20 protein-coding genes are annotated in these 15,395 nt (G+C 48.7%); 8 read left to right on the forward strand and 12 right to left on the reverse strand.

Annotated features, from left to right (window positions below; all coding sequences use genetic code 11):
- Positions 1-13 precede the first annotated feature (13 nt).
- Complete coding sequence (locus tag M1Q06_RS12895; RefSeq protein ID WP_434399886.1) at positions 14-466, reverse strand: hypothetical protein; 453 nt, start codon at positions 464-466, stop codon at positions 14-16.
- A gap of 144 nt (positions 467-610) precedes the next feature.
- Here M1Q06_RS12895 and M1Q06_RS12900 point away from each other — a divergent pair, with 144 nt between their 5' ends.
- From M1Q06_RS12900 to M1Q06_RS12910, 3 genes are read left to right on the forward strand one after another with little or no spacing between them, the layout of a single operon-like run.
- Positions 611-934, forward strand: coding sequence for a hypothetical protein (locus M1Q06_RS12900; protein WP_434399887.1), 324 nt, complete (start codon positions 611-613; stop codon positions 932-934).
- A 38-nt stretch (positions 935-972) separates the two neighbouring features.
- A complete protein-coding gene (locus M1Q06_RS12905) occupies positions 973-2,949 on the forward strand; it encodes an ABC transporter permease subunit (protein ID WP_434399888.1) in 1,977 nt (658 codons plus the stop codon).
- A gap of 31 nt (positions 2,950-2,980) precedes the next feature.
- On the forward strand, positions 2,981-3,478 hold the full coding sequence (locus tag M1Q06_RS12910; protein WP_434399889.1) for a hypothetical protein: 498 nt from the start codon (positions 2,981-2,983) through the stop codon (positions 3,476-3,478).
- 30 nt (positions 3,479-3,508) lie between these two features.
- Here the strand turns inward: M1Q06_RS12910 and M1Q06_RS12915 are convergent, their stop codons facing one another.
- Together M1Q06_RS12915 and M1Q06_RS12920 are read right to left on the reverse strand one after the other, a co-directional pair.
- Positions 3,509-3,880: a hypothetical protein gene (locus M1Q06_RS12915; RefSeq protein ID WP_058383030.1), complete on the reverse strand. Its 372-nt coding sequence runs from the start codon at positions 3,878-3,880 to the stop codon at positions 3,509-3,511.
- 25 nt (positions 3,881-3,905) lie between these two features.
- A complete protein-coding gene (locus tag M1Q06_RS12920; RefSeq protein ID WP_274624003.1) occupies positions 3,906-4,391 on the reverse strand; it encodes a DUF4306 domain-containing protein in 486 nt (161 codons plus the stop codon).
- Positions 4,392-4,630: 239 nt separating this feature from the next.
- Between M1Q06_RS12920 and M1Q06_RS12925 the strand changes: the two genes are divergently transcribed.
- The 4 genes from M1Q06_RS12925 to M1Q06_RS12940 all read left to right on the forward strand — a co-directional run bounded on the left by M1Q06_RS12925 (position 4,631) and on the right by M1Q06_RS12940 (position 7,253).
- Complete coding sequence (locus tag M1Q06_RS12925) at positions 4,631-5,056, forward strand: DMT family transporter (protein WP_274624002.1); 426 nt, start codon at positions 4,631-4,633, stop codon at positions 5,054-5,056.
- A gap of 12 nt (positions 5,057-5,068) precedes the next feature.
- Complete coding sequence (locus M1Q06_RS12930) at positions 5,069-5,731, forward strand: Crp/Fnr family transcriptional regulator (RefSeq protein WP_434399890.1); 663 nt, start codon at positions 5,069-5,071, stop codon at positions 5,729-5,731.
- 11 nt (positions 5,732-5,742) lie between these two features.
- The gene (locus M1Q06_RS12935) at positions 5,743-6,231 is read left to right on the forward strand and encodes a DMT family transporter (RefSeq protein WP_434399891.1); all 489 of its coding nucleotides are present in this window, start codon (positions 5,743-5,745) and stop codon (positions 6,229-6,231) included.
- 173 nt (positions 6,232-6,404) lie between these two features.
- Positions 6,405-7,253, forward strand: coding sequence for an STAS domain-containing protein (locus M1Q06_RS12940; RefSeq protein ID WP_434399892.1), 849 nt, complete (start codon positions 6,405-6,407; stop codon positions 7,251-7,253).
- Between the two features lie 56 nt (positions 7,254-7,309).
- Here the strand turns inward: M1Q06_RS12940 and M1Q06_RS12945 are convergent, their stop codons facing one another.
- Positions 7,310-7,762 (reverse strand): SRPBCC family protein, encoded by a 453-nt coding sequence (locus M1Q06_RS12945; protein ID WP_434399893.1) that lies wholly within the window; start codon positions 7,760-7,762, stop codon positions 7,310-7,312.
- 117 nt (positions 7,763-7,879) lie between these two features.
- Between M1Q06_RS12945 and M1Q06_RS12950 the strand changes: the two genes are divergently transcribed.
- Positions 7,880-8,659 (forward strand): class I SAM-dependent methyltransferase, encoded by a 780-nt coding sequence (locus tag M1Q06_RS12950; protein WP_404466736.1) that lies wholly within the window; start codon positions 7,880-7,882, stop codon positions 8,657-8,659.
- Positions 8,660-8,714: 55 nt separating this feature from the next.
- On the opposite strand, the gene M1Q06_RS12955 is transcribed toward M1Q06_RS12950, so the two are convergent.
- From M1Q06_RS12955 to tenA, 8 genes are all read right to left on the reverse strand, one after another.
- On the reverse strand, positions 8,715-9,257 hold the full coding sequence (locus tag M1Q06_RS12955) for a GNAT family N-acetyltransferase (protein ID WP_434399894.1): 543 nt from the start codon (positions 9,255-9,257) through the stop codon (positions 8,715-8,717).
- Between the two features lie 29 nt (positions 9,258-9,286).
- Positions 9,287-10,651, reverse strand: coding sequence for an MATE family efflux transporter (locus tag M1Q06_RS12960; protein WP_434399895.1), 1,365 nt, complete (start codon positions 10,649-10,651; stop codon positions 9,287-9,289).
- Between the two features lie 355 nt (positions 10,652-11,006).
- Positions 11,007-11,561, reverse strand: coding sequence for a TetR/AcrR family transcriptional regulator (locus tag M1Q06_RS12965; RefSeq protein WP_434399896.1), 555 nt, complete (start codon positions 11,559-11,561; stop codon positions 11,007-11,009).
- 407 nt (positions 11,562-11,968) lie between these two features.
- Positions 11,969-12,457, reverse strand: coding sequence for an energy coupling factor transporter S component ThiW (gene thiW / locus M1Q06_RS12970; RefSeq protein WP_434399897.1), 489 nt, complete (start codon positions 12,455-12,457; stop codon positions 11,969-11,971).
- Entirely contained in the window at positions 12,454-13,071 is a 618-nt protein-coding gene (thiE, locus tag M1Q06_RS12975; RefSeq protein ID WP_434399898.1) for a thiamine phosphate synthase, read from the reverse strand. Before thiE ends, thiW begins: the two co-directional genes overlap by 4 nt.
- Positions 13,046-13,924 carry a bifunctional hydroxymethylpyrimidine kinase/phosphomethylpyrimidine kinase gene (gene thiD, locus M1Q06_RS12980; RefSeq protein WP_434399899.1) on the reverse strand — a complete coding sequence of 293 codons (879 nt, stop codon included), beginning with the start codon at positions 13,922-13,924 and terminating at the stop codon, positions 13,046-13,048. The genes thiE and thiD overlap by 26 nt, the downstream gene beginning before the upstream one ends.
- Entirely contained in the window at positions 13,914-14,675 is a 762-nt protein-coding gene (thiM, locus tag M1Q06_RS12985; protein ID WP_434399900.1) for a hydroxyethylthiazole kinase, read from the reverse strand. The genes thiD and thiM overlap by 11 nt, the downstream gene beginning before the upstream one ends.
- Positions 14,668-15,357, reverse strand: coding sequence for a thiaminase II (gene tenA / locus M1Q06_RS12990; protein WP_434399901.1), 690 nt, complete (start codon positions 15,355-15,357; stop codon positions 14,668-14,670). The genes thiM and tenA overlap by 8 nt, the downstream gene beginning before the upstream one ends.
- Positions 15,358-15,395 lie beyond the last annotated feature (38 nt).

The raw sequence follows: 15,395 nt of genomic DNA on the forward strand, positions 1-15,395 counted from the left end.
CCCTTTCAGCAAATTATAAATTCGTAAATTGATAGCTGACTGTTTCCCATGAAATTCTGTTCATGCGGCTTGTATCAGTTGATTTCATGATAGCTCTTTCTGGGTTCAAATGCCACCAAAGATGGAGAATCCTCCTCGCGTTCACAGGCTTAGTAGAAAATCTGCCACAATATCGAGATTCCAAATTAAAAAGATTAAACCGATTAGTGAAGCTGCCATCAACAAGCTGATCAAACGGAAAGCCGCGAGTTGAAACCGTTCCGGAAAAAATTTCTCGCTGCACCAGAACAGGAAGCTGAACAATAACCCGAAAATGAGAAAAGGGCCATCTCCATACGAAAACACTTCCTCCAAGTCTCGTTTCTCTCCATCTTTCATTGGCTTGACGGCTACGTATATATTTTGAATCGCGATGCCAGCCAAAAGCACCGTTAGCGCAATTATTCCCCATAACGGCAAGTTTCATCTTCCCCTCATCCAATAGAATCGTTTGCCCAAAAATCTTTCGTATGACATGTAATTGTCTGATTCTTGAAACCATTTACCCATTATACCGTACAGTATGTTAAGGAAATTAACATTTTTTTCAAAAACCCAACTGGAGGTACATATGAAAAACATACTCATTGTCTCATTTACCATGCTTGTACTCGTACTCGGCAATTGGCTTGTAAGCTTTTTTACGCCACTCGGGTTTTTGGACATCGCCATCCCGTTCGCTGGGCTCGCGGTCGTCATCATATTCTTTTTCAAGTCAAAAGGCGGCATGGCCAGCCGCCATTTGGATATGTCGATTCAAGGGTCGACTGGCATCCGGATGGAACAGAGTGCGCCTGTCTCCAATCGCTCCTATATTTTGATTTGCGCCATTTTGTATTTGGTGCTGATGGTCGGGATTACGTTTTTCGCCTACCGGGAGTATTTTTTTAATTAAGTGCGATGCGGTTATCATTTTGATTAAGGGGGGCGAATATGAAACGTTTATGGACTATTTTAACGAAATTTCTCTTCGGCGTGATCGGCATCATTTTAATCAGTGCTGCTCCAGCTTTATTCAATGGTAGTTCGTTTTTGGATTTTCGTTCATACGGAGAGGCTTTGCAAATGATTTTCACCGGGTTTACGACTGCTTCTGAGTGGACCTTGAGTTACCGCATTCCGGGTTCTCTTGAGACGATTCCGGTATCCTTCGAAAAGTTTTTAAGCGGCCCGTATGTGTATTCGATGTCCATCTTCCTCATGGCACTGGCATTAGCTTTCGTTTCAGCCTTTATCCTTTCTTTTGCCGTGTTGTTGTCAAAAGGCGCCTTGAAGCGCTCGATGCTGGAAATCATTAAGGTCCTTCAGTCTTTCCCTGACTTCGCCTACATATTCTTGATTCAAATTGGCGTCATCGCCATTTTTCAACAGACCGGGTTTTTACTTCTTAGCTTTTACAGCTTAGGCGGCGAGGAGATTTACTTGGCGCCCGTCGTGTGTTTATCGGTCGTGCCCGCAGTGTTGTTTTTAAAGCTGTTCATTTTATTGTACGAAGAAGAACAGCGATACCCTTATGTGGAACTTGCACGTTCCAAAGGGCTGAGCCGTTTTGAGGTTCTGTGGAAGCATTGTACATCCAATGTATTGAAAAGCGCGTTCTATCAATCCAAATCGATTGTGTGGCTGGCCCTTTCTGCGCTATTAATCATCGAGCACTTATTCGGGGTCGAAGGCATCCTGTATTATTTGCGCAATGATTTCAGCCCGAAAGGCATTGCATTCATTCTCTTGACGGTGTTCATTCCATTCTACATTTTCTATGCGCTGGTGGAGTTATGGCTTGGGAAATACGAGATCGAGCGAAATGCGGTATTTAGCAAATTCAATTTGCGGCTTTTCGACTTGAACGAAATCCGGGCTAGTTTCCGTTCGCTTTTCGCCAATCGCCGGTCTGCTTCGACGCGCTTGGCAACTCTCAAAAATCCGCGTATCTTGATCCCTTCATTTATCGTGCTCGGCTTGTTCACAACGAGTGTCCTTTATGCCGTGTTCACAGGCGATGCCATTGCCCAAATCAATTATGTGTACGACGAAGAGGGCAGCATTGAAAGCAGCGCGCCGCATTCACCTTCCGCAGAAATCCTATTCGGAACCGATCCATACGGCTATTCCATCGCCCAGCAATTATTGGTCGGCATGAAATACACCATTGTCTTGAGTTTATTGATTGCCGGCTTGCGCATCATCTTTGGTTATCTATTCGGTGTGGTCTATACCTTTTTCTTTACCGACAAATTGCGTCATTTCGTCAATTCGATCGCAGATGGCATGCATTTCTTGCCGCTGACGTTGGTGACCTATATTTTATTGCAGCCGGTCCTCATCAGCTACGGCCAATGGGAGCTAAGCTTATCGGAGCGTTTGATGTTCCAAGGGTTGATCATGTCACTCGTCGTCTTGCCGATCACGACAAGCGCCATCGGGAATGAAATGAACGACACCTTGAAGAAAGAGTATGTCATCAGTTCGGTCTTGATGGGCGGGTCGATGAGCTGGATCCTCTCGAAGCACATCCAGCCGGAGCTATGGCCAAAACTCGTGTTGATGTGGGTGCAGCACATCATTCAAGTGTTGCAGATGTTCGTTCACCTAGGAATCTTGAATATCTTTGTCGGCGGCGCTCTTGCCCAATCCGATTCGCCGCGGCTCATTCCGGAAATTTACGAACTATCGGGGATGATCGCTATTTCCCGGGAAGTTTTCTCCACCAATCAATTCTGGATGATCCTCCCTCCCTTGGCTGTGTTCATGATTTTGATCTATTGTTTTATCACGATCGCTGAAGGGCTTACGCAGAAACAATTACCTGTTGTGCAACCGGAAGTAGAAGATGCTCGGGATTCTGTGAAGAACGTAGACAAGAGACCTTCTTTTACACGCATTCGCTATGCCGAAGCCAATAAGGAATGAACGGTTTACCTCATCGATAAAGGAGAATTGGATGCTATTTTCAAAATGGACTGTTTTCCAAGCGGCCGCTTTGGCAGGCTTGATCGCACTGGCTGTTCTGGCCGAATTTTATTCACTCAATATCGGGAACGCGCTCACGTCGGGTGGCATCAGTTCGATGCTGATCGTGCTGACCTTCATCTTGCTGAGCACGAGCTTGATCCATTTGTTTTTCGTCTTCCACAGCAAAAAAAGCGAGCGCTTCTTGTCACATCCTTTGTGGAACAAGATGAACGTGCTGTCGGGACTGTTGCTCGCAATTTTCGTCGTCGTGTTCATTTCAGCGGCGGTGTTCACTCCTTTAAATGACTGGATCACGGATGGCCGCTGGATCTTATACGGAATCCTTTATTTCTTCCTGTTCCTTTACAGCCTGTTCGTGCTGTCAGTCGTGCACAAAGTAAAACGTGAAAGCACGAAAGAAACGAAAATCGAGATTTCGTTCGGTGCGACTGTCGTGAGCTTATGTGTGTTGCTATTCCTGCTATAAATTTAAAAACAGCCTTCGGTTTTGGCCATTCTATGGCTTAAACCGAAGGCTGTTTAATTTGAAGGAGGGCAGTTCTTTAGGGCCTTGCCGTTTTGGCATGATTCCGAGTTCAGCAACGAACATCATCAACAAGCAGTAGAACGCAGTCAAGCTAGCGGCATTGGCTGTACTAGCGGGTTGAGGAAACGAATAATTATAGACGGCTAAATTGACGATCAAGGCCACGACGAATCCTGCATAGGACAAAGTAAACAAGTGACTTCCAACGATTATTCGTTTATCGTTTGTCGAATCCCATGGCACCGACTTTGCAACAGCAATGGATTGTTTGATTTGCCCAAATGCGCCGTAAGCAAACCCTGCGATGATTAGTATCGGAACGAGATCCACCAACCATTCCATTTGAACACCTCCAAATTAAGAATTCTTAGTTTGTCCGTTGGGCTGCCCTGCGCAGCCATTTCTGGTTGTTGCGGTACAGTATTAGAAGTAGCGTCAAAAGCCCTGACAGCCCGAAGAAACCGGAGAACAAAGTGAGCCCAATCGTTGGCGAATTGAGCAACATCGCGCTCATCAACAGTAAGCCTACCGCCATCAGCGACAGGAAAATGATGTGCGTCGTTTTACGGTCTTTCAACAGCCAAGCCGATAGTTGGAAGATGATGAACAGGAATGAAGCCGCCATCAATAACGGAAACAGCGGCTCGAATTTCGCAGCGTAGACGAAATGGTCAATCACCAAGATGTCACTCGCCTCATTCACTGGCCCGTTCAGCCAAGTAGAAAATACGGCTGAGTATTTCCATTCCCATGAAATATCGCGCAACTGCCCGCCTTCATACCAACTGGCAAGTGTCGAAAAAATAAATACGAGAGAAGCGCCGATCAGGTAAATAATGTGTTTGAATTTCATGCAATTCCCCTTTCATTTTCTAAGTCTTAATTCCGTTAACCTTGTTGCTTTTACTATACTAATAAGGCTCTGGAATTTCTACATAATTCTGGAAAAAAGCTGACTGCTTTATTGCATATACTCAGAGAATTATTAAGTCAATTGAATAACGTTCGTAAATTTTTATACATAGGGACATATGTCCTTCCATCCACTTGAAATGCCGATTATCCTTAAATTAACGAAAGGCGGTGGAGCGGATGAAAGGAATTCTATTTGCACTGGCGGGAGGATTTTTCCTGACCTTCCAAAGCGTGGCGAACGCGACGATCAGTGATCAGATCGGCACGTGGCAAGCGGCGGCAATGACCCAGTTGACCGGCTTTGTACTCGCTATCTTGATTGTTTTGGCACTAAGAGATACATCGATCAAACACTTGAAAAAAGTTTCTCCGCTGTATGCGTCGGGTGGGTTGCTTGCGGCGTTTATCTTGTTCAGCAATATGACCGCCATCCATCGCATGGGCGTGACGCTGACGATCAGCCTGTTCCTGATCGCGCAGCTGATCGCGGCAATTGTCATTGACGGTAAAGGCTGGTTCCATATGGCGAAGAAGAACGTCGGAAAGACACAGATTGCTGGAGTGGTGCTGATGATTGCGGGCATTCTCATCTTGAAATGGTAAGGAGGAAAAACGATGCAGCCGATTAACGAGTATCTTCAACAGTATGGCTTGGCGGATTTGTTCCCCGCTGCCGTCGTCGATTCGATGCAGATCGAACGGTATGCGGCAGGACATCGATTGTTCTCACAAGGCGACACTGCTGACACTCTCTACTTGCTCGTCGCAGGCAAGTTGAAGATTTCCATGTTGTCGCCAGAAGGCAAACGGCTGATTTTGGCATTCAAGACGCCTTTTGACATTGTCGGTGATATCGAATACGTGCAGAAATGTCCGTTCATCAATACGGTCGAAGCTGTCACCGATTTAGTATTGCTGCGCGTCCCGCACAAAGCCCTGGATTATGAAATGAGCGGCAACGCCCTTTTCCAGCAGTTTTTATTGGAGACGATTACCCGCAAGTTCGTGACGAAAGCGCAGGAATTGAACTTCAATTTGCTGTATGCGGTCGATGTGCGCGTGGCGAGTTATTTGCTGTCGATGACACCGGATAAGCCAAGGCTCGATTCGCCTTCGCTCATCGATATGGCGGACTTGATCGGCACGAGCTATCGCCATTTGAACCGGGTGCTCCAAAAATTCGAGCAGTCCGGCTGGATTCAGCGCAACAACGGCAAAATCGATTTGCTTGACCGTGACGCCTTATTGGATCAGGCGGGCCATAATATTTACGAATAGGAGGAAATCTCATGGTTCTTGGCATCATACTGGCACTTTCAGGCGGCGTCTTTGTCTGTCTGCAAAATATATTCAACGCGAATGTGAAACATCATGTCAGCGTCTGGGCGACGACGGCACTGGTTTTGTTACTTGGATTTATCGGCTCGTTTATCGCGGGCCTTGCTGTGAACGGGATGGAATTGTTTCGTTTTGAGGCAGAACCATGGTTTTGGTTCAGCGGCGTGCTCGGTGTCGGGGTCGTTGTCTGCGTCACGCAAGGCGTCCAGACATTGGGCCCGAGCCGTGCGATCTCGATTGTCATGGTATCGCAAATTTTCTTCGGGTTGATGTGGGACACAGCGGGCTGGTTCGGGATCGAGCAAGTTCCTTTCACTTGGCAATCGCTGCTTGGCGTGCTTTTGATCAGCGCGGGCATCTTGTTGTTCCAACTCGGACCTGTCTTGGAGCGAAAACCGTTTCTCCAACATCAGAAAGCTAAGCAAAGCACTTCGTCTTAAGCATGTGCCCTTTGCTCAACAAAATTTGTCTGCAATTCCAACATCAGACTTCGTGCATATTTTTTTCAACTGCTATATCATGTATGTATAATACTGCTAGTTTGAATTCATGAAGTTTATTTGACGCATGATTTTTCGTAAATGAAGCATTGTGCTATTAAGGAGAAGAAAAAATGTTCAAAAATGTTGAATTGCAGGATTTTTTGCTGGAGAAAACTAAGGGATTAACGGAACAATGGTACGAAACGCTCGATAAAAGCGCAGGTGGCGTCTATGGCGAGACTGAACCACAAGCAATCGAGAAGCTGAAACAGCAGAATTATGAGTTCCACGAGCTGTTCTGCTCGGCTTTCAGCAAGGAGAAAAACGATTGCATCGAGATCTTCAAGGAATGGATTGTACGCGTTGCCAATGACGAAGCGCATTTGTCGACACCGTTCAACTCGGTCATCAAAGAATTTTTCCGCACGCAAAAGCAATACTTGGAGCTGATCGAGGAATTTGCTGTCCTGCAGGAAGAAACCATTTCGCATGCCCAGTTGAATGCATGGAATCAAGCCGTGGTCGACACGACAAATGCCATCATTCTCGAGTTTATCGACCAGAACACGAAAGCGGCCGAACGCCGTTTGAATGCTCAGCAGGAAATGATCGTCGAAATGAGCGCACCGGTCATCTTGCTTTCAAAAGACAGCGGATTGCTTCCGTTGATCGGTGAGATCAATACATACCGTGCAAAAATCGTCTTCGAGAAAGTCTTGCAGCAATGCCATGAGAAATCGATTGAGCGTCTGTTTATCGACCTTTCCGGTGTCCCAATCATCGATACGATGGTCGCCCACCAAATCTTCCAGCTGATCGAGGGCTTGAAAATCATCGGTGTGCGCACGGCACTCGCCGGCATTAGCCCGGAAATCGCCCAGACCGCAATCCAATTGGGCGTCAACTTCGGCGAAATCGATGTCTACAATAAATTGGACCAGGCCTTGCGCTATCACAAATTAGAGTTTACGAACAACTAAAATCACTACAAGAAAATCCATCCGCAGTGTCTCTGCGGATGGATTTTCTTGTATGCTTATCGGTTTTCAGCGATGCGCTTTAATTCGGCAGCGCGCGTCGACAGGAATTTTTCCATATGGCGTTCGAGAAATAATTTATCGGCAAGTTTTCCGATAATCCCAAACGGCGCCCGGTAAACGAACCAATCTTTCATCAGGGTGCCGCTTCCACTTTCGGTAAACTCATGTGTGTGATGGAAAGAATGAAAAGCGCCTTTTACCATGGCATCGCTGAATCGGTACGGCCGTTCCATATCGGTGATTTTCGATGTGAGCGTTTGGCGGACGCCAAGATGCGTCGCTTTCCACGTCACCCAGTCGCCTAGTTCCATCAGGCCGCTCGTCGTCCCCGCAATCGCGCGTTCGTTGGTCTTCGAGACGGTTTCGATATGCACTTCGATACTTCGCGCCAGGTCAAATACACGTTCGATTGGTGCTTCAATATAAGTTTCATGATAGATCATGGGCATGTGATTCCCTCATTCCTCGCGTTGGCTAACTTTCTTTCTCTTTCCTTACCCTTAACGTAGCCGCGTTATTCGTTTCTGTCTTATTCGGCAAGAAGGAGATTCTTTCACTTCCCGAGAATGATTAAAAGGACAGGAGGAGTTTTAGTGAACATAGAAATACTGAAACAAAACCGCACGAGCTGGAACACGGTCGCCGACCATTTTAACGGCATCGATGCACTGCCAGGGTACGGGCCATTCACACAGAGCGAGGAAGAATTGCGCTTATTCGATTCGATTGAAGGTAAAAATGTGCTTGATATCGGCTGTGGCAGCGGGCATTCCTTGCTTTACATGAATGGACAAGGCGCTAAAGATATTTGGGGCGTCGATTTGTCTGATATGCAAATCGACCGGGCAACTGAGATGTTAAATGGTCTGGATGCACAGCTATATTGCGCTGCGATGGAAGAAGATATCGGGCTGCCGGAAGCCTATTTCGATATTGTCTACTCGATTTATGCGATCGGCTGGACACTTGATCTCGACCGGACGTTCGGATTGATCTATTCGTATTTAAAGCCTGGCGGTTCGTTCGTTTTCAGTTGGGACCATCCACTCTATGTCCATTTGAAAAGCGAAGATGGGCTTGTTTCACTAAAGGGATCTTACCAGGATGAAGGCAGCGTGCATTATGCCAATTTCAAAGGCGAAGATGCACCGATGACCATTCCGAAGCGCAAGTTCAGCACATATTTGAATGCTTTGGTGAAAGCCGGTTTTTCGATCGAACAAGTCGTCGAACCGGATGTTCCGCATGACTTAAAGGATGTTGAGCCGGAAGTGTCCGACCGTTATTACTCTCTCTATAAAGCACAGAAATTCCCGACGAGTTTTATTATTAAGGCAAGGAAATAAAAAAGGCCGTGTCTGCGCTTTCGCGTAAACACGGTCTTTTATCATGATTCTTTAGTTAGCGGATCCGCCCCATCACTACCGTATCGTAATAGTTGCCGTCCGCTAAGCGCTTGTCCATTTTCAGCATGCCTTCCACTCTAAAGCCGCATTGTGTATAAAGTGCAATCGCGTTCTCGTTGGTTGAGAGCACTTTCAAGATCATCTTTTTGAACCCATTATCCTCCGCCCAGTGGATCGATGACTCCAAAAGCTTACGGCCGATGCGATAGCCCCAATACTGCTTGAGCACGCCGACGCCGAACTCCACTTGATGCTTTGTCCGTTTCAGTTCGTTTACTTCGCATCTGGAAAACCCGGCGATGTGCCCGTCCACTTCGGCTACCAAGAATATATTGCAGCTGCTTTTGGCATCTTCTTCGATGAGCCGCTTGAATGCCTCTGCGTCCAAATAAGCTTCTCCCCGCTCGCGGTCCATATTTTCCGTCTCCCCATCAATCAGCAAACGGACTTTCTCCAGTTGCGCTGCGTCTTGGATCTCCGCACTTCGAATAGAATAATCCAAGCCTTTCACTTGAAACAGCTGTTTCGCTAATTGCATCTCATCTTCCCCTGACCTGTTGGAATCGGTTATTTATATGGAGCCGTCATATCCGCAGTGAACTGCAGTTTCTTTTTCTGCCTGACTTGATAATAAACGATCGTCAATAGCACAATCAATTCCGATAAGGGAATCGCAAGCCATGCGCCCGTCACGCCGAAGAATACGGGCAAGATGCTCAGCAAAATCAACAGCACGACAATTTCACGCGCTGCGGTGATCCATGTTGCCATGCGGATTTCGCCCGTTGATTGATAATAAATCATCATGACAAAATTTGCGCCCATGAACAGGTAGGCAATAAAGAACAGCTGAATGCCGGAAGTTGCGAGATCCATCACGGCGTCCGGGAAATCGCCGAATACGCTGGCGATGGTGGCGGCAAAGAATTGCCCGAAGACAAAGAACAGCAAGCCTGCCACGAATGCCGTTCCGATCGCCAATTGCAGCGTCTTCTTGATTTTCGCCTGGTCTTTCGCCCCACTGTAATAACTGACTAATGGTTGGATGGCCGAACCCATTCCGAGGAATGCGAGCAGCATGACGCTATGAACGTAATTGAGGATCGCGAATGCCGCAACGCCTTCCGTTCCTGCCAGGCGTTCAAAGACATTATTATGCGAAATCGTGAACACCGACATGCCGACTTCCGCCAAGAAGCTCGGGAAGCCGATCACTAGAATCAAAAGCAACAATTTGCGGTTCGGCTTGAACCGGACAAAACGCAATTGATTGCCTTTTTTAAAGAAATGCGTGCACAAGACGAGCATGCCGACAAATGCCGCGAGCAAGGTCGCAGCTGCCGCACCCTTGACGCCGAAATCCAACACGAACAAGAATACATAATTCAAGCCGATGTTCAGTAAGGAAGTCGTGATAAGCGACACCATCGCCAAGTTCGGGCTGCCGTCATTGCGTACCATGATGCTGAGCGCATTTTCCATTGTGAAGACGAAGCCAAACAACAGCATCAAGTACAAGTACTCGGAGACGTATGGATAGGTTTCCGCGTTCGCCCCTAGCAAATAAGCGAGCTCCGTGCGGAACGGGAATGCCACTAGGCCGATGATGAGCGTCACCGCAAAAATCGACGCCATCGCATGCGAAAAGACGACGCGTGCTTCTGCTGTCCGCTTCGCCCCCATGAGAGCAGAAAATCTCGTAGCGCCGCCGATGCCGATCCATAGCGACATCGCGACGAATAATGTATAGACCGGTGCCGCAATCCCGACGCCACCCAGTGCGACCGGCCCGAGGCGGTTGCCGACCATGATGCCGTCCGCGACGATATTGATTGCCATCAGCAGCATGCCGATGGTCGAGGGTACTAAATAACGGATGAATGCCTTGCCGACCGACTCGTTATCGAGACGGTGAATAGATTGTTGTGCCATGTTGAATTGCCTCCTAGCTTTCTAAAACACTGAAAACTATATTTGTTTTTTTAGTTTTATTAGTCCGAAGAAATACTGGCGTTGGTTAGCCAGTTTATTTGTTATATAATCCTACGCTTGATATTGATTAGAACAAATACTTAGATACATTTGTTAACGAAATATCTAAGTGTTTGGAGAATCGTCTGCTCGACTCCTGTGGATCAGCGAGACGGCCGAGACCCCGCAAGACGCTTAGCGGCTGAGGAGGCTTGGACGCGAGCCCACGGAAAGCGAGCAGTAAGATTCGGAAAACACGGACCGACGAAAGCTATAAAACTTAAGTAAAATCAGCTTTAATCAGCCAGCATTTTTCCTATTCGTTTTTGACGAAGCCATCCAATAATAATTCACTCATCGTTTCAACAGCTTCCTTGATGGAGATGCTTTGCTCCGAGAAGAACTGCTGGTCCAAAGTGATATTGACGACATTCAAGATCATCTTCATCAACAGGTCGATATTCTGTCGCTTGATCAGCCCGCTTTCCATGCCTTCTTCAAGCAATTGCTTCAAGTCGTCCCATTGGTTCATTTCCCGGTCGACGCGTTGCCATTGTTCCGGGTAATACCGCTTCAATTGCTCCAATATGCGCAAGTCGAAAAAGTCATTATGGTTCGGGATCATGACGATGAGCTGATGGATTTTTTCCTGCAGGTCGAGGGTTTCGTCTTCGCGGATAGCACGCGCACGCTGTTCGTACTCCGAAAAGGCCTGGTCGATGATTGTTTTCAGGATTTCCAGCTTGGATGAGAAGTTCTCATACAAGGTGCGCTTGCTGATACCTAGCCGTTTAGCCAAATCATCCATCGTAAATTTGATGCCGTTGTTTTTCGTTTCTTCGATAAACGCCTGTATAATCCGGTTTTTCACAGCTGAACCCCCTTCATGAAAACTAATAATACTATAATCGTTTTCTCAGTTCAAGTAGAAGGATTTGATGACGTAAATAAGGATCCGTATTTTCCGAAGCTTATCACTCGCTTTCCGTGGGCTCGCGCCCAAGCCTCCTCAGTCGCTTCGAAAACCTTGTGCTCCCACATCTGCGTGGCAGATGCGTCGCAAATGAATGCGCTCGGCTAAGCTTCGCTCATTCATTCCTTGCGGGGTCTCGGTCGTCTCGCTGATCCACTGGAGTCGAACGAACGCTTCTCCAAATACTTAGATAGGTCATTGGTTTTTGAATGTCGAAAAGATGATCACCTTTTAATTAATAACTGGCTAATAGACTTATTCAACACACTGAAATAAGGATCGGCTTTGTGAGCCGATCCTTATCTTCAGACCAATAATTTACTGCTTTTCGTTTTCTCCAAACGGTACACTAACACCACGCCAAGCACCGCACCGCTAATGCTCGATACAAGAAATGGCGGCATGAAGAACAAGGCGCCGACTTCGGTTCCCATGAGAACACGTGCATAGGGCACCGCGACCAGTGAGGCGATGATGCCGGTTCCGAGAATTTCACCGGCTGCTGCAAAACCGAGCCGTCCGCTGTAGCGGTAAAAGATACCGGCAAGCAATGCGCCGATCATGCCTCCCGGAAAAGCGAGCAGCGAGCCGGTCCCCGTCAAGACGCGAACCGCACCGGTCAATAAGGCGATGACGACTGCAGGCCCTGGCCCGAAGACGACAGCTGCGATGACATTGATGGCATGCTGTACCGGATAGGCGCGGGCGATGCCTGCAGGGAACCAGACAAACGCGGATCCGGCGACGGCGAGTGCGACGAACATCGCCATGAGTACGAGTTTTTTCGTGTTCATCCGACCTGCCTCCCCGGAATCGATTGTTTAAACCGTTCGATTTGACCTGCGACATCTTGTGCCTGTGCTATTGACGAAATGACGGCGATGCCTGATACGCCTGCACGCCAGACCATTTCAGCGTTGCCCGGTTCGATGCCGCCGATGCCGATGACGGGTACGTGCGGATATTGAGCTTTCACTTTAATGATTTCAGCGACACCCGCGGGCGGTTTCGCATCGCTTTTTGTGCGCGTGCCAAATACCGGTCCCATGCCGAGATAGGTGGCGCCGCACGTCAGCGCCTCGTTCGCTTCTTTGACTGAATGCACCGAAACGCCAAGAGCCATCGACGCGCCGATTTGTTTTCTCACTTGTCCGCAGTCCATATCGTCCTGGCCAATATGGATGCCGTCCGCTTCGATTATGCAGGCGAGTTCGACATCGTCATTGATGAATAGCGGCACATCGTATTCACGGCATAGGCCCTTGCACTTTGCGGCGAACTCCACAAGCGCATCGCCCGTTAATGCGCCTCGCCCTTTTTCGCGCAGCTGGAAATGGGTGATGCCGCCTTGAAGCGCTTCTTCAAGCAAGGCGAGCGGCTCTTTAGTACCTGCGTTTGTCGTACCCATTAGAAAATAAATCGCTGGATTCCCGAACAAGATGAACCACTTCCTTTTCAATAGATTCTTTGTACGCCGCATGATGCGTCGGGCCGTGGCCATACCCAATGTTAAGCGGATACGCGAGTGCTGCCTGGATGAACTCCTTGGCGGTGAACAAAGCTTCTTCCACGGGTTTGCCTTTGCCGAGTTCAGCTGTCAATGCCGCTGAAAACGTGCAGCCCGTGCCATGCGTCTGTTCCGTTTGAAGACGCTCCGAACGCAGCAAGATCACCGTACCTTGTTGATCTAGATAAAAGTCTTCTGCAACGTCAGGGTCACTGCTATGGCCGCCTTTGATGACCACCGCTTCCGCTCCGAGCGATAAGATCGCTTCCGCCGCATTTCTGCGCGAGGCGTCGTCTGTGATGTCTATGCCGCTCAACACTTCCGCTTCCGGGATATTCGGGGTGATGATGGCAGCGAGCGGGACGAGCAAGGTTTTAATTGCTTCGACCGCTTCCTGCTGCAACAAGGAAGCGCCGCCTTTTGCGATCATGACAGGGTCGATGACGAGCCTGTCCCAGCCGTAGCGTTTGATGCCTATCGCTGTTTCTTCGATGATGCCCGCGTCAAACAGCATGCCGGTCTTGAGCGCACGGATATCGAAGTCGGTTCCAATCGCATCGAGTTGTTCTTTGACCGCTTGCCGGTCCATCGGGTAAATACCGTGAACGCCCTGCGTGTTTTGGGCAGTCACCGCCGTTACTGCAGAACAGCCGAATGCGCCGAGTTCCTGGAAGGTTTTCAAATCCGCCTGTATCCCCGCTCCACCGCCTGAATCAGATCCGGCGATGGTCAATACTTGCGCTTTAGCGTCCATAAAGTGCCGCCTCCTGACGTTTCGATAGCTCGTCCAAAAAGGCCATTTGGAAAGTTCCCGGGTTCAAGGCGATTTTCGATGCACGGCTTCCTGCATTCGCATAAATCTGCAAACCATATGCAAGCGCATCAAGCGGGGTAGATTCTTCGTCCGTTAAAAATGCTGCAAGTACCGCACTGAGCAAACAACCCATTCCGGTGACCGACGCCATCAACGGGTCTCCGCCTGTGATGTGCTCGGTCCGTTCACCATCCGTCACCAAATCGCTTGTGCCTGTCACCGCGACAATTGTTTGGTATTCATCAGCAACTTGCTTAGCGATAGCTTCCAAATCGCCTTGTCCTTCGCCTGCGTCGACGCCGCGTGCTTGCCACTCTTCTCCTGCAATGGCCGCGAGTTCGCCTGCGTTGCAGCGGAGTAGCGTGATATCGAGTTCCGTCAGCAATCGTTTTACGGCTTGCAAACGATAAGCTGTCGCTCCGGCACCGACCGGATCCAACACAATCGGGATGCCTTTTTTCATCGCGGCGCGTCCCGCGATGAGCATGCTTTCGAAAGAGCGCTCCGTGATTGTGCCGATATTGAGCGACAAGGCATCGGTGTGCCCTGTGAGTTCAGCGACTTCCTGTTGTTCGTCGCCCATGACCGGCGAGACGCCGAGCGCGAGCAAGCCGTTTGCCTGGAAGTTCGAGACGACGTGATTGGTGATGCAATGAATCAATGGCTTCCGTGCGCGCAATTCCCTAAGCATGGCGGACACTCTCCTTTTTCACGGGCAGTTCCCAGGTTTCCATCGTCCACGCTTGCTGCCAGAACTGCCATTCATAATAACTGCTTCTCATAAAGCGCTTTTTCAATTCGTTGCGCCGCTCTTCCGGCAATCCTTCAGCCAATCGGTCCATGCGTTCGATCTGTTCATTGACGAGTTCCCCGAACCATTCGGAACCGTATGTGCCGATCCATTTTTGGAAAATCGGTTCTTCCGGTGTCGCCGTCTTCAAACGTTCGCCGATTTCATAATAAAGCCAATAACACGGAAGCAGTGCGGCGAGTACGTCGGCCAAGTCGCCTTCTGCGGAGCGGTACATATGCGAAACGTAAGCATACGCGTGCGGCGACGGTTCGAATAGTCTCCAATCTTCCCCGGTCACCCCGAGCAATTCCATGAACGATTCATGAAGCGCGAGTTCCGCGGCGCAAGTCTGTTCTGCGTGATGCGCAAATGACTGCGTCGTCTTAAGGTCTTTGGCTTTGGTGGCACCGATCGCCTGGACTTTCGCAAAATGCGTCAGGTAATAGGCGTCTTGCATAACGTAGAACTTGAAAACATCGAGCGGCAAATCGCCTTTCGCGATGCCTTTCACAAACGGGTGTTCAAAACTGGCGTCCCATAAATCTGCACATTCCAACCGGACTTCTTTACAAAATGTCATGTCGCTCTCTCCTTTTTTGGGCAAAATAAAACACCGCT

This window comes from Planococcus sp. 11815 (genome assembly GCF_051096385.1).
GTDB classification, from domain to species: Bacteria; Bacillota; Bacilli; order Bacillales_A; family Planococcaceae; genus Planococcus; species Planococcus citreus.

Bases quoted from the DNA above. Each gene is read 5' to 3' on its own strand.
- thiW (WP_434399897.1), bottom strand. From the start codon at position 12,457: ATGAACACGAAAAAACTCGTACTCATGGCGATGTTCGTCGCACTCGCC.
- M1Q06_RS12925 (WP_274624002.1), top strand. From the start codon at position 4,631: ATGAAAGGAATTCTATTTGCACTGGCGGGAGGATTTTTCCTGACCTTC.
- thiE (WP_434399898.1), bottom strand. From the start codon at position 13,071: ATGGGTACGACAAACGCAGGTACTAAAGAGCCGCTCGCCTTGCTTGAA.
- M1Q06_RS12940 (WP_434399892.1), top strand. From the start codon at position 6,405: ATGTTCAAAAATGTTGAATTGCAGGATTTTTTGCTGGAGAAAACTAAG.
- M1Q06_RS12900 (WP_434399887.1), top strand. From the start codon at position 611: ATGAAAAACATACTCATTGTCTCATTTACCATGCTTGTACTCGTACTC.
- thiD (WP_434399899.1), bottom strand. From the start codon at position 13,924: ATGGACGCTAAAGCGCAAGTATTGACCATCGCCGGATCTGATTCAGGC.
- tenA (WP_434399901.1), bottom strand. From the start codon at position 15,357: ATGACATTTTGTAAAGAAGTCCGGTTGGAATGTGCAGATTTATGGGAC.
- M1Q06_RS12955 (WP_434399894.1), bottom strand. From the start codon at position 9,257: ATGCAATTAGCGAAACAGCTGTTTCAAGTGAAAGGCTTGGATTATTCT.
- M1Q06_RS12950 (WP_404466736.1), top strand. From the start codon at position 7,880: ATGATTAAAAGGACAGGAGGAGTTTTAGTGAACATAGAAATACTGAAA.
- M1Q06_RS12930 (WP_434399890.1), top strand. From the start codon at position 5,069: ATGCAGCCGATTAACGAGTATCTTCAACAGTATGGCTTGGCGGATTTG.
- M1Q06_RS12960 (WP_434399895.1), bottom strand. From the start codon at position 10,651: ATGGCACAACAATCTATTCACCGTCTCGATAACGAGTCGGTCGGCAAG.
- thiM (WP_434399900.1), bottom strand. From the start codon at position 14,675: ATGCTTAGGGAATTGCGCGCACGGAAGCCATTGATTCATTGCATCACC.
- M1Q06_RS12920 (WP_274624003.1), bottom strand. From the start codon at position 4,391: ATGAAATTCAAACACATTATTTACCTGATCGGCGCTTCTCTCGTATTT.
- M1Q06_RS12935 (WP_434399891.1), top strand. From the start codon at position 5,743: ATGGTTCTTGGCATCATACTGGCACTTTCAGGCGGCGTCTTTGTCTGT.
- M1Q06_RS12910 (WP_434399889.1), top strand. From the start codon at position 2,981: ATGCTATTTTCAAAATGGACTGTTTTCCAAGCGGCCGCTTTGGCAGGC.
- M1Q06_RS12915 (WP_058383030.1), bottom strand. From the start codon at position 3,880: ATGGAATGGTTGGTGGATCTCGTTCCGATACTAATCATCGCAGGGTTT.
- M1Q06_RS12905 (WP_434399888.1), top strand. From the start codon at position 973: ATGAAACGTTTATGGACTATTTTAACGAAATTTCTCTTCGGCGTGATC.
- M1Q06_RS12945 (WP_434399893.1), bottom strand. From the start codon at position 7,762: ATGCCCATGATCTATCATGAAACTTATATTGAAGCACCAATCGAACGT.
- M1Q06_RS12895 (WP_434399886.1), bottom strand. From the start codon at position 466: ATGAAACTTGCCGTTATGGGGAATAATTGCGCTAACGGTGCTTTTGGC.